Origin of the sequence: Neobacillus jeddahensis, assembly GCF_000612625.1 — a bacterium.
GTDB lineage: Bacteria > Bacillota > Bacilli > Bacillales > Cytobacillaceae > Neobacillus > Neobacillus jeddahensis.
Genome location: NZ_CCAS010000024.1, coordinates 19666 through 35583, shown reverse-complemented (window position 1 = coordinate 35583; position 15918 = coordinate 19666). Strand labels below are relative to the sequence as shown.

Here is a 15918-nt window from a genome sequence, read left to right as displayed (position 1 = left end):
CTGCTGACCATCACTCAATGATCACGATTGACAATATAATTCATGAAATGCTTCAGGAACGCGGTATTGCGTGGAACCTCCTGCAACGCTTCGATCGCAAGACAGTAGTGATCCCACATCTCCTTCTTCGCCCCGTCGAGACCAAGAATCGACACAAACGTCGAATTATTATTCTCGGCATCTTGGCCAATCGGTTTACCGAGCAAGCTCACATCCCCTTCCACATCAAGCAAATCATCCTTAATCTGAAAGGCAATCCCGGCATGACGGGCGAATGTTTTCAACGCCTCCCGCTCAGACTCATTTGCCTTAGCAAGAATCGCTGGCATAATCAAAGATGCTTCAAAGGCGATACCCGTTTTATAAAAGCACAGTTGATTCAATTGTTCCACTGTCAACCGTTTCCCTTTCGAATCCAAATCCATCGCCTGCCCCATACACATTACCTCCGTGATTTGGGCAGAATATTGAATCAACTGAAGGACTGTTTTCGCATCGAACTGATCCAACTCAGTTTGTTCTTCAATTGCCTTCTGGGTCAGAAACAAACCAGTTAGCTCCGCGATCGCAATATTATAGACCTGATGCACGGTTGGACGTCCCCTACGTACAGACGCATTATCCTGAGAAGGCAGATCATCAAAAATTAGGGATGCCGTGTGCATATACTCCAATGATTTCAATAATGGAACGATTGCAGAAGGGTTTAAACCATATTGGTTCACCCCCATGACCCACGTCACGATCGGCCGCAGTCGCTTGCCATCCCCTGCGAGGCTATAATTAGCCGCATCCACTAGTGGCTCCTTCATCAAAGTAGCTGGCTCAAGGGTAGGAATCGTCAACAAATGGTTAATTTCAGTACGAACCGTTTCAATTGTTTCTAAAAAATCATCCTGCTCCTGCCGCTCCTGTCGCAGCTGAGCAATCATATGATCTCTTAGAAGTTTGTCAAAGAAATCCACATCATCTGCTTTACGGACCAATTGTTGGATAAGCCGATTAAAGGTCGGTTGGCCTGAAGCAAATAGTTCCATTACCTCATTATATTTTTCAAGTCCCATCCGTTCCTTGTATCGTTTTAATCCGTTTATAGCCCGATCAAGGATGACTTCACAGGTCTTCGGATCAGACTGGTACACATGATGGATTAAATGGGAGATGACTGTCCAGTATAATTCAAACGGATTGATCAAATCCGGACGCTGCTGATGGTAAGTAAGATAGTAGGTATACGGTGTAACAGCCCCCCCTTTTAGATCATCAAACATATCAGTAAAATCATCCGCGAGTTGATTGTAGATTCCATAATAGAAGGTCCGGTTATCGAAGCCCTCATCTTCCGGGGCACTGATGACCGATCGCGCAATCAACCGAGAAGAAGACGACTTTATAATGACAGGGATATACAGCTCTTCATTCGTATAATGAGGATTGGACAAATCCTTTTCCCGGTCCACCTCTTGGGAGTGAAAAAACACATACGATTGTTCGAAAAAGGATTGTCGTGTCCTAGGCAGGTGGTGATTCTTAATATACTCAAAGGCCTCGCGAAGTTCGGAATGAATATACTGAATCAATTCCCTATTCTTGCCCGTCCATTCATCTATATCCGGTACATCCCCGGTAATCAGAGTGGTTCGGATCATCTCAGCATATTGCTTTTTCTCACGGGGCGATAGGACATTTGCATCCAACAGATCATCAATAAAGGGATAGGAGAGACCGTAGGAATAGCCGATCCTAACGGCATCAATAAGCTTCTGACTACGCTCTGATGGAGTTAGCTTCTCGTCCAACTCTTCGTATGCATGCATGAGGACGCCGGCAATGATTTTGATTAATTTACGTTGAGCGTGCTCAGAATCCATCCCGATTGGAATATGGCTGGATACCAGCTTTAGCTTGTTTATCACCCAAATCATTGTCAATTCAATGCCTTCCTTTTGAGCCCACCGGTACAATCCGGCCATACTAATCGTTTCCTCATTGTCTACCTGCTTCGATGTCAAATGTGTTTTTAAACTATCAATGACTTGTCTCACCCTTGTTTGTGTTTCGGGTAATGCCAATGATTTTCCCAGATCGCGCATATACAAATAAGAGATGCTTCGGTCCAGGTAGGGAACTAATTTTCCAGCGGCATCAAGCCAGCGGATATATTGCTGATACCCTTCCGTATTAGCTTTTCCCTTTTTGCGCGAAAAAAGAGAAAGGATCGGGTGATGGATATGGTTATGTTTCCACGATTGGAGATCGTTAGTTAAGGTAGGGACATAGCTCTTCTGCTGGACCTGGCGATAAAGTGTTTGAAAATAATCAGCAGCCTTCTGCTCGGCCAGCCGATAGCATGCATCGGCATTTATTATTAATTGCTTATTCATACATACATCCCTCTAGTTCCTATTTCTCGTATATATGCTGCCTGATCATTCAAATAATAGATTAAACATGGGTAAATGAAGTCAGATAAATATATATATAGTCTTAGAATACGATTGATAGTACCATTAAGATTCATCTTGTCCTTGGAAAATTTTTATGGAATGAAAAAAGTCCCTCAACATTTGAGGGAAAATAATTTTTTACATTCTTATTTACGAGTGGCCTTTTTTGCTTGTTGGCTTAGCATCACCGTGATCACCGCTGCGACCACAATACCCGTTACCAGACATTTCGTCATGTCGTTATAGATTAAACCAAACACGACCCCCATAATTACACCAATACTCATGATGGATACCCGTTCCCGTTGACTCATGCTTTATTCCTCCAATTTTTTTAGTAAGAAATTTACTTTGTGAAGCGCAAAGTTTAAATCCAATTTCTCTTCCTCACTTAATTTCGTTAGATTATCGCTAAACCTTTGATAAATCTTTGCCCATTTTTCCCCGACAATTTCCGTTCCCCTTGTTGTCAAGGATACCAAGACCGCCCGTTTATCCTTGGGATCAGAAACTTTAACCAGGTAGCCTTCCGCTTCTAAATCACTAATAATATTGGATAATTGCTGCTTAGCAATATCTAGCCCCATACTGATGTCCTTCAGATTTAATGCTCTTTGTTGCATATACATAAACTCGATGACGTGATTCTGCATATGAGACAACTCCACAGAACCCTTGTTCAATTCGCTAAAACTACCAAATAGGTTTGGGATCAACGCAATGTATTCTTTTGCAATGTCTTCATTCATTTAAGATCACCTTCCAATATAGTAATTATATTATTACTATTTTTACACTAAATCAAGTAATATATATAAAATAGTAAATTTTTGTTTACATTTATCAGCTTTTCCTTCCCCATAAAAAAAGCCCACAGACTATTCGTCAAAGGGGAATTCAAACATCTAATTTTATTCATGCTGGATCAGCAAAACAACTAGTTAATATTTTGTGATATTTGCCCAATCACTCCCAATAACGTCTGAATATCTTTACTATTGAGGTGATAGTAGATGTCGAGTAAGGATAAAAAAAGTAATGACAAAAAGGAGAAAAAAAAGAAGGAAGATCAGGCCGATGAATCGGTAAAGACGATTGTATCGGTGCGTAATGATGAACCAGCAAGTAGTCCTGTACCAGTGAGAAGAGCTGTATCGGCGAGTAAGAATGAGATGGAACAGCTCCAACAGGATTTACAAGATTTAAATAGTACGGTGACTGCCCTATTTAGAATTCCCGTTTTTTTCAGTCAGCAAGGTCTTTCTTCGCTTGGTTCGATCCCCCCGGAACCACCCTACACGAAACAACAGCAATTTATTATTCGGATGTTTAAGGAAATCAAAAATGAGCTCCTCTTCCCGAAAACTTTGCCAACAACGGAACAAAATGATGATACTTCCTTGCAACAGATTCGAAGAATGGTTAACTCCAGTTATGGCTTTACGGCAGCTCTATTGCAACCAGCGCGTCCAACAGACAAACAGGAGCCCTATTCCCCATTTTTACAAATTGAACCAGCCATGGCCTACCAAAAGGGTCTCCCTATTCTTTTGGTTATCGAAGATACGATGCTGGATCAGGCAGGCGGGATTTGGATTGGACAGCTTGCACCAGTTAAGCTCGTCGTTTGGTTCTCTGACGCCTCCGATTCGATTGAGCAATTTTTTAATAGTGGCCAATGGCAGGAAGCCCTACAAGACTGGTCAGTGCAGGTTCGAAGCAGATTTTTGGAAAAATGGGCCTGAATTTGAATATCACTGCAAAAACATTTTAATCAGTGGATCTAAATAAAGCAGACGGGAAAGCGAGGAACTTTATCAGCGCTTATTACCGTCTGCTATTGTCCATTATTAATCTTTTCTATTTTAGAGATATCATTTGGCAGCTGAATAATGAAACTAGTTCCCTGATTAACCATACTCTTTACTTCAATAATGCCATCATGCGACAGGACATATTGTTTGGCGATTGCTAGACCTAAGCCTGTCCCACCACTATATCTCGTTCTCGCGTCATCCGTACGATAAAAGCGGTCAAAAAGGTGTGACAAGTGTTCCTTCTCTATTCCTATCCCTGTATCTTCAACCGTTACCTTCAAATAATGAGGATCTTCTTCCATTAAACGAAAGAAAATCGTTCCATAATTAGGCGTATATCGTATTGCATTGGTTAGTAAATTTAGAAAAACTTGCTTCATTCGATCTGGGTCAACACATATAATTGGATCATTTGTTTGATTATCTATTTTCATAGAAATCCCTTTTTCTTCAGCCAGCGGTCCTATCGCTGATAGCAGTTGGTAAGCTAGGTCCAACATATTAGTAGGGATTTTCTTTAATTCTAATTTTCCTGCCTCGGCCAATGATAATATTCTTAAATCTTCTACTAATTGATTCAGTCGAATGAGTTCATCTTGTAATGGCAGCAAGGCCTCTGGCTTAATCATTTGTCCTTGATACTGTAAAACATCCAATTTTCCACTAATAATAGAAAGAGGAGTTCTAAGTTCATGAGCTACATCCGCGGTAAGATTCCTGCGGACCATTTCCGCTTGCTCCAGCTCTTTTGACATATGATTAAAAGCTTCTGCTATTTTCCCATATTCATCCTTTGTTTGGACTGGAGCTTGTATTCCCAGTTCCCCTTTACCCAACCGATCAATCATCGGCAAAAGAATTCGAAGTGGAGCCGCGATCCACTTTGATAAACGATACGCAATGATGAGAGAAATAATAATGAGTAAAGAGCCACATCCAATAAGGAGAATTACCACTGAAATGGGAATTCCAATCATAATTTTATTAAAATTAGCAATTTCTGGGTCATAATAAAAGAATTCACCCGCTCGCTCATGTTCAATGGTCAATTCATGTTTGATCCCTAAATATTGAACCAATTTATTAGGAGCATCTCCCTTTTTTAAAATAACATGATGCTGTCTATCCATTACGAGAATTTCCGGATCATCCTGATGGATGTTTTCTAGCACTTTTAATTGTTCAATATTTTCCCATGAATGATTATGATTAATAAAAAAAGTAGTTAGCTCTTTGGTAAGGTTTGTAATTTCTTTACCTCTTGTTTCCTTTATACCTGCTTCAATAGAGCCTTTCACTGTCAGATGGGTAAGTAAAATAAACACAAAACTAATCCCCACTATAGCGATAGCTAATGCTAAAAAGATCTTCCGGTGTAGCCCCATTGTTATTCACCAAACCGATATCCAAATCCATATACCGTTTGAATATATTTTGGATTTGATAGATCATTTTCAATTTTTTTCCTTAATCGGCTTATGTGGGCATCTACCGTTCGTTCAACATTTAATAGATCATCTTCTAAAGCTGCTTTTAGTAACTGAAGTCGACTGAACACAATGCCTGGCTTTTCAGCTAAAGTTAATAAAAGCTTGAATTCTGTTGGGGTCATCGTTATTTCCTCCCCATGCTTCCAAACACGGTACTGTGAAACAGATATAGTGATATCTCCTCTCACTAAGTTCTCCTCGATTGTGTGATTATCCCCTATTCTACGTAATACAGACCGTATCCGCGCTAATAATTCCCTTAATGAAAATGGCTTTGTCATATAATCGTCAGCGCCTATTTCAAGACCAACAATCTTGTCCATCTCATCTGATTTTGCTGTCACCATGATAATTCCGACTTTACTAGCCTTTCTAATTTCACGACAAACGTCAAGGCCACTCATATTGGGCATCATCCAATCTAGTACTACCAATGATGGTTGTATTTCATTTACTCTAGCCAGTGCCTCGATTCCCGATTGAGCTGTGACAATTTCATAACCTTCATTTTCTAAAAACGAACGCATAAAATCTAACACTTTTACTTCGTCATCTACTAATAAGATTGTTTCAGCCATCGTATTTACTCCTTTAACTTTAAACCGTTTTCCATATTATACCCTAAGCTTTTTTAGCTCTTGTAAATTTCATGAAAACCGTATAGGTCCGCAACAAGTTCACAACATTTCTTTGTTACCTTTAATACATAGTGAAACACCAGAGATAATAATAAATGAAATATAGAAGAATCGAGGAATGTTACTTATGGCTTATCGACTCAATCAAAAGAAAAAAAGTATCTTAGTGGCCATTCATGTCCTTTCCGTTGCCTCATGGATTGGTGGAACATTGGGGATGTTGTTATTGGGGGTTTATTTACAGAACGCTGCTAATGGAGAACAGCTTTATTATACTCTCGCTAGTATGGATATCATCGATGAAAACTTACTTAAGTATCCTGCATTATTGACTTTATTTACGGGACTTATGTTATCTATGTGGACACAATGGGGATTGGTCAAGCATTATTGGGTATTGATTAAATTTGTATTAACCATTTTGACGATTATGATTGGGATTTTATTTTTAAATAAATGGTCAGTAGTTTTAGTAAATCTAGTTGAAGAGAATGGCTTTATCGCTTTACAAAACTCACAATTTCAATCAACTTGGTTATCAATTATTATCACGGCTAGTTTTAATTTATTCTGTTTGGCTTTTATGACGGTTATTACTTATTTAAAGCCGTTTGGCAAAGTGAAAAAAAATAAAAGAAAACAGCATGCTTAATCTGAGGAAATTATGGGAGTGGTAGTATCACCAGGAATACTACACAAAGAACAATCAATAACCCAGTCCTGAGGCAAGACTGGGTTATTCTTTTAACAATTTCTATTATGACCTATATTTAAACGCTAAACCTTTTAAGAAATTTCGAGCGTATTTATCGCCGCACTCTTTGTAATTCTTATGTCCTTCTTTTCTTAATAATGCGCTAAGTTCACCCTTGGTGATCGTCACACCCGCTTCTGCTAATATCTCAATAATGTCCTCACTCGTTAAGGCTAGAGCGATTTTCAGTTTCTTTAGAACAACATTATTCACATTGGCATGATTCTTTAAAATCAGTTCTGGTGTAGCAGATTGGCCTGGTTTGGGCTCTTGTTTTCCTCTTTTAAAAATAATGAAGCCATTTAGGAACGACTCTAGCATCACATTCGTACATTTAATATGGTTCTCATCCTCAGCTACATCTTCAAAGTCGTCCATTTCATCATCATATCTATCCCTTGATTTCGTGAGGATCTTTAGCACTTCATCCTTTGTTACCTTCATACCACCAAGTTTAAAGATCTCTACCATTTCAGTATTTTTGATGTCTAGCGCATATCTTAAGCGAATTAATATATCATTGTTATCCATCAATGAACCTCCTATGCTATTGGCCAGGTTGTCCCCAGCTCTACCTATTTCATTTTCTCATCCAACCGAAGTCTGATTTAGCTGTTAGACATTCATTTTCCAGCTTGATAAGGCTAACCAGTTTTCCCGTTGCTCATAATCAGGGAGTATTTTCCCGACAAGGCGCCAAAAGGATCGATCATGATTCAAATGGACCATATGGCACATTTCGTGAACGACCACATAGTCAATCACCTCCAATGGAGCCATCGCCAGCTTCCAATTGAAGGTAAGCTGCTGCTTCGCATCACAAGTTCCCCAATTCGTCTTATTATCGGTAATCCGGATAGACCTTGGTTTTATTTTAAAATGGCGTTGATGGGATCGGATACTCCTTTCAACAAACATTTTACACTGTTGATAATAAAACCGTTTTAACGCCTGTTTTATTTTTTCATCCTCCAGCTGCTGCACAATTATATGTATCTTTTCCTTTTCAAGCACGACATAATCTTGCTTAATCGTGATATCCTGAGAGACCTGGATAGGATAATCGTTTCCTAAATAAAGGCCGCTCTCACCTTGGTCATAGGTCTTCACCTTTGGCCCAAGCGACCTATCGTTCATTTCTTTTATTTTCTGCTGGATCCACTCCCATTTTTCCTCTACTATTTGGAGCACCCGTTCTTCGGATGTCCCTTTAGGAGCCTGAATTTCAATATTTCCATATAGATCAATCGCAATACTCATCGAAGTGCGCTTTTTATATTTTATCTCAAAACGAATCGCCTGACCTAAATATTTATGGATCATTTCATCACCTTGCGTGGTTGATATTTTTAGTTCACATTCATACATAGTAACAAGGACAGAGCTGAAAGGGAATAGAGAGGAGAAAAAGTGGATTCTAGTATGTTGTTTTTTAACAATTATTTTAACAATCTGCAATGCTTTCAGGGAATTAGTTCTTGGATTATCCCCCGCTGATTCTTCTTTGGTCTCTAATTTTTGAAAAAGGACTCTTATCGTTATTCTATAAAAGTGGTAAGATAAATTTGTAATATTAGGTATCTACTATAAATTTATCCAAAAGAAGGTAACTAGAAATGAATCTTACCTTTTCTAATTTTCATAACCGACGATTTGAATGGGCTTTTAAGGCAAAAAAAGAGTTTTTCAACCGCTTCATCCGACTAGATGTAGAGAAAACAAAGCTCATAGAAGAGATTCCGCAGCATTCACAAACAGACTTTGAGCAACTTGATGTGAATGAACTGTCCTTCAAACAATTAACAAAATTTTATAAAGAAGCTGAAGAAGCAAGTAAGCTAGAACTTCAGCAGTACGAAGAAAAAATATCACAGCAAGACACACTCATCGAAAGACAACAATTTTTACTAGAGCATGAATTGGAAGACTCCGAATTGCAATACAAGCAAATGTGCAGTGAAATAGCTGTCTTTGAGGAATTTTTGAAAATGATTGTCTTGAAGGATACAGACCCTGACCATATTAGAGATTTGGTCGATACGATCATCGAATACACTCCCTATTATCGAAAGGCTAGCGTCCTAAATGACGATGCATTACGATTGCAGGAAATTGTGGAAAATGAACTAAAGATTAAGTTTAGGAAAATCAAACAAGAAGCAGGCATTTTAAATTTAGGGATAAGTAATCTATTAGAACTTCCCTATTTAGATCCGATTTCAAAAATTGAGCAAAAAATTGATGCCTTCTGGCTAAAAAGCACCTATGAAAAAGCCACATCCAGGATACGGGGCAACGCCTATGAGTGGGTTTCTGAGATGTATCAAAACTATAATCTTCTACTTACACCTATACATGAAAACGCGATGGAACAAAAAGAGCAATTAGTACATGAAGCAGAGGCCTTGAAGTCTGTGATGACGGAAAGAAAAAAACAACTAGAAGACGAACTAGCAAACCATCAAAAGGAAAAGGCCGAGCATGAGGCCCACTATCAGAAAGTCTACCAATTGCGGAACCAAAATCGTGAGCAGGCATCACAACTGCAAGGCTATTTTATGAAATATTGGATGGAGTATAAGGACGAGCTACAGCAGCATTTCCAAAACGGAAACGCAGAAGAACGATGGTTCTCAGCCCATTATTTGCAGCTCCTGCGACAAGATGGCGAAACAATAATCGAATCTTTAAATGAATAAGGCGGCGAAAAGATGGTTACAACCCAACTACCAACAAAAACGGATTACGAAAAAGCGATGGATGAATTAAAGAAGCTAAATGAGGATCTTTTTTACGATGACTTCAAAGAGAAAATCAAACAGTTAGAGAATAATCTCCTACAACTTGTGATGAACAGTTCGTCTGATTTCAAAAAGGAAACAGAACATGTCGTAAGTCAAGCTAACCTGCTTTTCCGTCAAATGGAAACACAAAAACAGGAAACTCGCGAGCTGCTAGAGACCAATCAGAGTGAAACGCTTCAAAGAAACCAAGATTTCTTAGAGGAAGAACGAACACGGTTCTTATCTGTTTATGATGAACTGCAAAAAAGCATTCAATTCTTTACCGAGAAAACAGCTGAATTTCAGGAATCAATTGAGAGTAATAACAAGAGTTTATTGGATAAAACGGTGACCGCGATTACATCTGTCACTGGCCACGTAACAGAATTTACGGAGAAGTTAGCCATTTCAGATGATAGAAATAGACAATTTTTAGAACAGAACGAAGCATTTGTTAAGCTTTCAAAAGAGCAGTTAGCGCTAACAGAAAAAAAGGTATCTGCCCATATGGCAACTCTCCAGAAAATGGATGAACACCTGAAGTTGCTGCACAAGTCGTACGAAGAAATGTTTCATAAACATTCTGAGGCCATCAAATCCATTATGGTTGTACGAGAAGAAGCGTTTATGGATAAACTTACGCACCAACTTGAATACTGGAGCACGAAGCAAGCTGAGCAGGATGAGGAGCGGAAACGCGACCTCCAACAATGGCATGAACAAGTGGATTCTGCCATTTCTGCCCGACACAAGCAAAGCCATGAAATGCTAGAGTCCTTCTCGAACAAGATGCTAAACAAAGAAGACTTAGCAAAAGTGGAGAAAAAAAATACCCTTAGAATGAACATACTCTTATCAGTAGTTGTGGTGGAGGCTATCTTAATTGGGATAAAATTTTTCATGTAATTTTTTCTATCAGACTTACTTGACCAAAGTAAAAAAAATGGGAGGAAGGCAGATCATTCTGCCGTTCTCCCATTTGTATGTAGCTCAGTCCATATCTTCACTAATCGCTTCGGTGCCGCACGTAAATAGGCTTCTTGAATTAGATCGCTCAATTCATCCCAGTCTTCCCCAGCCGGATTTTGGATCGATACCCAGCCGTGCTGCCCGATATATGGAGTTTTGAAAAAATGCTCTTTCTGTAGCAATATTTCTTGCGTTTCCCGGTCTGATTTAAACGACAAGCTAAACCCTTTCTCACCATCACCTGATATCACGAATGATTTTCCGTTGATTTTAAAGGTATTATGGCCGAAACCATCGATAACTTCAACAGCTTCGGGCATGGCAAGACAAATATTGCGTACATTTTCAAGCATTCCTGCCGTGTCTTGTGTTTTCATGTTTTTATTCACCTGTCTTGGATTCTATTTGGCATTCTCATCAGGTTGATGAATGCCAAATGTATTGCCTTCGGTATCCAGATAGTATCCTTGCCACGCCATTCCCGGAAGTGCATATTTGGCCAATGCGACCTTGCCGCCATGCTCGAGAATTTTAGCTTCTGTTGCATCGTAATCTTCTACTCCCATTGTACAAGCAAATCCATTTAAAGCCTGGTTTGCTTCCGGAGGAGCGCTGTGACGCTGCATCAAAGCACCATTGATCCCTGGCTCATTTTCATCACCAGTCACTGCTCCAAAATAAGGCATTCCCGCATAATCACTCCAATCTTGAAACGACCATCCGAATACTTCTCCATAAAACTTCTTTGCCCGATCCATGTCACTCACATGAATTTCAAAATGCACTAGTCTTCCCATAATTACCTCCAAATTTTTCATTCTCTGTGTCCGCTTACAATGTCCTATTTATTATTATAACCGGAATAGACTGGAATTAAATTCGATTTTCATAACAATCTAGTATTTTTTAATTTTCCTTCATAGACTGCGGACATCTCTATTGATATAGATGAAAAAAAACTGACCCCCTACTCAACATTAGTAGAAGGATCAGCTTTTTATAGAACTCCTAGTAATACAATTATCATCTAAACTTCTTACTACACGACTTTTTCCAATCTACTGTCATCTTCCTTTTTTCTCGTAAAGATCTTTTTAACAGCATCTGGCAGAGCCATCATTGCCGGAACAAAGATCGGCAGCAGTACAAAGCAAAGGATGACCAGGCCTGTAATAACCGCGATTGCTAGTTCAGATAAAAGGATGATACCAGCAGGCATCAGGGTTGCAAAGGTACCCCCAAGGATGATTACAGCTGAGATAATTACTCCACCTATATTCCTTGAAGCCAAAACAATTGCCTCTTTAGCTGGCATATCCGGGTATTCCTTAAACCTCATCATTAAGAAGATGCTATAGTCTACGCCCAGGGCGACAATGATGATAAAGGAGAAGAATGGTACGAAGGAAGATATCCCCTCAAGCCCCTTCAAATCTATGAAAATAAAATTGATGATGAACATCGCAGCATAATAAGCCCCGAGAAGGGATGCCGTGATGAAAACCGGTGTCCAGAACGATCTAATAACAAAGAACAGTACCAGCAAGACGCCGATAATAACAATCGTTGTTGTTTTATTCAGATCTCTCGTCAATACATGATTCATATCGTTTGTGGTCGCACTCGGTCCAGATGTACCACTCTTGGCATCTGAGAGAACCGTTCCTTTCAGTCCTTCGGATACGGTCTTATTGATCTTCTCGATCGTATTTAACGCCTTTTCAGAGTATGGGTCGTCCGTTAAAACAACCGTTAGTTTGGTAATCGTTCTATCTTTAGACATGAACATGTCGAATGACTTTTTAAAGTCCTTGTTCGTCAACGCTTCCTTAGGCATAAAGAACGTTTTTGTGTTCAACTGTGTAAGGTACCCATTTGTTTGCCCTAATCCGTCAGAGATTTGTTTTAGGCCATTGTTGACATCTGACAGTTTTTCACCAAAGGCACTAAATCCATTGAGACCATCAGCAAGCTGTTGCTGCCCTGATTTCATCTGACCTAACCCATCAGTGACACTGTTCATATTGGTCACAATGGTACCGATTCCTGCTGAGGCTTGATCTAGTCCAGATTCCAGCTTCTTCAATCCATCTGCCATTTGCGTTAACCCGCCGCTCATAGCAGTTAGATTTTCATTCGCTGTACCAAAACCAGCCGTTACGGCATTATAATTAGCATTTAATGCTTGGATTCCCTCAGGAGTAATTTGACTTAATGAAGCAGATAACTGTACGATCGTTTGCTTCAATGCCAAATAATTCGCATCACTTTCTGAATTTGTATAGCTGCTGCCTAACGCTGTGACCATGGATTGCATTTGTGTTAGTGCACCCTTTACCCCAAGAAGAGCCTGTGCTGCCTCTTGGTAGTGGGTCCCCATCTCTAAATAGCCAGCCTGCATCTTCCCATAATTTTCAGCTAATAAGCCCACACCATTACTCATCGTGGCGAGATTCGTCTGAATAGCCGCGATACCGTTGGAAATCGTTTGTGAACTACTTGACCCATCCTTGATTCCCGTTTGGATCTGCTTTAAACCATCGGTCAAGGCAACCATACCATCTTCTAGCTTTGCCGTGCCATCGACCATTTGGCCGACTTTAGAGAAGTCCGCAGATGCCAGCCCGTCTTGTGCTTGTTTCAAGCCATCATGGATTTCGTCGACTCCACCTTGTGTTTGCGAGATCCCATCCGTCACAGAGCCCATTTGACTGTCGACGTAAAAATCATCAATAGCCTCCCCTTGAGGTTGTGTGACAGAAGAAACCTGCTTCACTCCCTTAAGAGCCTTTAATCTTTCCGTTACGTTATCAATGACGGCAAGTGATTCATTATTATCAAGGGCTTTGCCCGTTTCAATCACTACCGTAGCAGGCATAGCCTGTCCTTTGCCAAAATGGTCCGCAACTAAATTAATCGCCTTAGAGGAAGGATATTTATCACCTAGCTCCCCAACCGTATCAAAGTTCAATTTTTCCTGATGCATCAGCACCATTGGAGCGATGATTAAAAGAATGACAGCTGTAGCGATAATCGGATGCTGCACAGCAAAGGAGGAAGTTGTTCCCCAGAATTTATTTTCTTTATGACCGGTTACATTCTTAGAAGGCCAGAAAAGTTTTTTACCCAGCACTTTCATCATAAACGGTGTTAACGTGACAATTTCAAGCAATAAAATACTTACGCCAATAACAACGACGACTCCTGATCGATAGATTGGTGATTCAGCGAAAACGAGCGCAAGGAAGGCAATGAATACCGTCAGAATACTATATGCAATCGTTTTACCTGCCGTTTTAAACGTATTGACAATCGACTCGTCTACCGAATGACCATGAGATAGTTCCTCCTTAAAGCGATTAAACAGGAGGATATTGTAATCCGTGCCAATCCCGAAGAGGATAAGAACCAAGAGCATTTGGGTGAGACTGGTGATCGGAAATCCAGCTTTATCAATTAATTGCGCTGCGATCCCCATCGAACAAAGGTAGGCAATCGCCACCGTTACTAAGGAAATCAACGGTGTGACAACTGACCTAAATGCCAGAATAAGAACGACTAATATAAAAATAACCGTTAAGGCCGCACTCTTTTCGACGCCAGACTGCGATGCCTTCAAATAATCATTGTTGATAAATTCTTCCCCGCTCAGATAGTATTCGACAGGTACGTTTTTCAGCTTGCTATCGAGCTGTGCCTTGATATCATCTACTTCTCTGCCTTTTTTATCAAGCTTATAGCTGACCATGAGGGTCGTACCATCTTTAGAAAGTAACGAGCTTTTAGCTTCAGGCATACTGAAGGGATCAATGATGTCGGCAATCCCAAGCTCAGAGCTGCTATCACTAATAGATTTTACCGCATCACCGATTTTGTCCATTTCATTACTGGATATCTTGTTTTTATCATAAAAAACGATCAGGCTACTTGCCCCTTTTGTGGTATCCATCTTTTTCAAGATATTGTCAGCCATAACGGAGGGGCTGTCATTGCTCGTTCCTTGCTGTCCCTTTTGCCGAAGTATGGCATTGATATCTGGTTGAATGACTGTCAGCACGATCGTTGCAATCAGCCAAATTGACAATATGACCCAACGGCCTTTTATAATCTTTCTCACTTTGCATCCTCCGTTTTCATATCCCTATTATTTTTCCTTTTTTGTTTTTCCCGGAAAGTACACAACATCAAAGAATTCAAAATGATCCATTCCGTCTGCCTCCATCTTTTCCTTCACAGCAGAAACTAATAATTGCATTCCCTTCTCAATCGTTTCCTGTTCATCCGGCTTTAATAGATTTAAAACCTGTGATAATGATTGATTGGTAATTTCTGGAATATTCGCATCAATTCCTTCTGATAATTCACTAGAAAGTGAAATCTCAACTGAACGTTTATCTTTAGGGTTAGGAGTTTTCACAAGAAGACCTTTAGACGTAAGCCGTTCAACAATATCTGAAACGGTACTTTGTGTCATTTTTAGATTTTTCGAGAGCAGTTTGATACTGATGGCTTTATGTGCAAACACTTCCGCAATGACTCTTGCTTGGGGGATCGTCACACCATGCTCCTCAGAATATTTTTGCAGGCTTTTCATCATATACCGTTGTAGAAAATCAATCGATTCCCGAATAAATGCAGCCTTTTCCATCGTTTATTTTCATCACCCTTTCATACATCACTTAAAATACATTCTACACGATACATCGTATGCGATATATGTTAGAACTATTAGGCCATATTGTCAATATACAAATGGTTCCACCACAAAGTACAAATCTACTTGCTGTTTAAAGAACCGTATCTTTTCATTTCGTTTCGATCTACACTCTAAGACACCCCTTTATACCTATTGCTGCAGCCGCATATAAAACAACGCAAAAAAGGCAACCAAGGGTTGCCTTTTTTTTAAACGAGTTGCGAGATACACTCAACGTGTCCAGTGGATGTGGCAACACATGGGGCGCTGGTGAGTCAAAATAGTTCTTTTCTCAACTAAAGGTGTTGGACTTTACATAGTTAC

At 39.8% G+C, this 15918-nt stretch carries 15 protein-coding genes; 4 read left to right on the top strand and 11 right to left on the bottom strand.

All coding sequences use genetic code 11. From position 1 onward, the window contains the following. Positions 1 to 14: 14 nt before the first annotated feature. The 3 genes from TY15_RS25445 to TY15_RS12280 form a co-directional block, all read right to left on the bottom strand. Complete coding sequence (locus tag TY15_RS25445) at positions 15 to 2384, bottom strand: polyprenyl synthetase family protein (RefSeq protein WP_040205290.1); 2370 nt, start codon at positions 2382 to 2384, stop codon at positions 15 to 17. Positions 2385 to 2593: 209 nt separating this feature from the next. Next, complete coding sequence (locus tag TY15_RS24655; protein ID WP_179301745.1) at positions 2594 to 2761, bottom strand: hypothetical protein; 168 nt, start codon at positions 2759 to 2761, stop codon at positions 2594 to 2596. A gap of 3 nt (positions 2762 to 2764) precedes the next feature. Then, the gene (locus tag TY15_RS12280) at positions 2765 to 3196 is read right to left on the bottom strand and encodes a MarR family winged helix-turn-helix transcriptional regulator (RefSeq protein WP_040205292.1); all 432 of its coding nucleotides are present in this window, start codon (positions 3194 to 3196) and stop codon (positions 2765 to 2767) included. A 264-nt stretch (positions 3197 to 3460) separates the two neighbouring features. Here TY15_RS12280 and TY15_RS12275 point away from each other — a divergent pair, with 264 nt between their 5' ends. Next, positions 3461 to 4192 (top strand): hypothetical protein, encoded by a 732-nt coding sequence (locus tag TY15_RS12275; RefSeq protein WP_244440922.1) that lies wholly within the window; start codon positions 3461 to 3463, stop codon positions 4190 to 4192. Between the two features lie 92 nt (positions 4193 to 4284). Here TY15_RS12275 and TY15_RS12270 read toward each other — a convergent pair whose 3' ends face one another. After that, positions 4285 to 5649, bottom strand: a complete 1365-nt coding sequence (locus tag TY15_RS12270) for a sensor histidine kinase (RefSeq protein ID WP_042374520.1) — start codon at positions 5647 to 5649, stop codon at positions 4285 to 4287. A gap of 2 nt (positions 5650 to 5651) precedes the next feature. Continuing rightward, positions 5652 to 6332, bottom strand: a complete 681-nt coding sequence (locus TY15_RS12265) for a response regulator (RefSeq protein WP_040205295.1) — start codon at positions 6330 to 6332, stop codon at positions 5652 to 5654. 178 nt (positions 6333 to 6510) lie between these two features. Here TY15_RS12265 and TY15_RS12260 point away from each other — a divergent pair, with 178 nt between their 5' ends. Continuing rightward, entirely contained in the window at positions 6511 to 7044 is a 534-nt protein-coding gene (locus tag TY15_RS12260) for a hypothetical protein (RefSeq protein ID WP_142305363.1), read from the top strand. A 105-nt stretch (positions 7045 to 7149) separates the two neighbouring features. On the opposite strand, the gene TY15_RS12255 is transcribed toward TY15_RS12260, so the two are convergent. Beyond that, on the bottom strand, positions 7150 to 7677 hold the full coding sequence (locus TY15_RS12255) for a YehS family protein (RefSeq protein WP_040205298.1): 528 nt from the start codon (positions 7675 to 7677) through the stop codon (positions 7150 to 7152). An 84-nt stretch (positions 7678 to 7761) separates the two neighbouring features. Further along, on the bottom strand, positions 7762 to 8469 hold the full coding sequence (locus tag TY15_RS12250; RefSeq protein ID WP_040205301.1) for a M48 family metallopeptidase: 708 nt from the start codon (positions 8467 to 8469) through the stop codon (positions 7762 to 7764). Positions 8470 to 8762: 293 nt separating this feature from the next. Here TY15_RS12250 and TY15_RS12245 point away from each other — a divergent pair, with 293 nt between their 5' ends. Together TY15_RS12245 and TY15_RS12240 are read left to right on the top strand one after the other, a co-directional pair. Beyond that, complete coding sequence (locus tag TY15_RS12245) at positions 8763 to 9845, top strand: hypothetical protein (protein ID WP_040205303.1); 1083 nt, start codon at positions 8763 to 8765, stop codon at positions 9843 to 9845. A 12-nt stretch (positions 9846 to 9857) separates the two neighbouring features. Continuing rightward, entirely contained in the window at positions 9858 to 10835 is a 978-nt protein-coding gene (locus TY15_RS12240; RefSeq protein WP_040205304.1) for a hypothetical protein, read from the top strand. A gap of 53 nt (positions 10836 to 10888) precedes the next feature. Here the strand turns inward: TY15_RS12240 and TY15_RS12235 are convergent, their stop codons facing one another. The 4 genes from TY15_RS12235 to TY15_RS12220 all read right to left on the bottom strand — a co-directional run bounded on the left by TY15_RS12235 (position 10889) and on the right by TY15_RS12220 (position 15546). Next, entirely contained in the window at positions 10889 to 11275 is a 387-nt protein-coding gene (locus TY15_RS12235; protein ID WP_040205306.1) for an MmcQ/YjbR family DNA-binding protein, read from the bottom strand. A gap of 24 nt (positions 11276 to 11299) precedes the next feature. Then, positions 11300 to 11695 carry a VOC family protein gene (locus TY15_RS12230; protein ID WP_040205309.1) on the bottom strand — a complete coding sequence of 132 codons (396 nt, stop codon included), beginning with the start codon at positions 11693 to 11695 and terminating at the stop codon, positions 11300 to 11302. A gap of 242 nt (positions 11696 to 11937) precedes the next feature. Continuing rightward, a complete protein-coding gene (locus tag TY15_RS12225; RefSeq protein WP_040205311.1) occupies positions 11938 to 15015 on the bottom strand; it encodes an MMPL family transporter in 3078 nt (1025 codons plus the stop codon). A gap of 27 nt (positions 15016 to 15042) precedes the next feature. Then, positions 15043 to 15546, bottom strand: a complete 504-nt coding sequence (locus TY15_RS12220; RefSeq protein WP_040205313.1) for a MarR family winged helix-turn-helix transcriptional regulator — start codon at positions 15544 to 15546, stop codon at positions 15043 to 15045. Between the last annotated feature and the right edge of the window lie 372 nt (positions 15547 to 15918).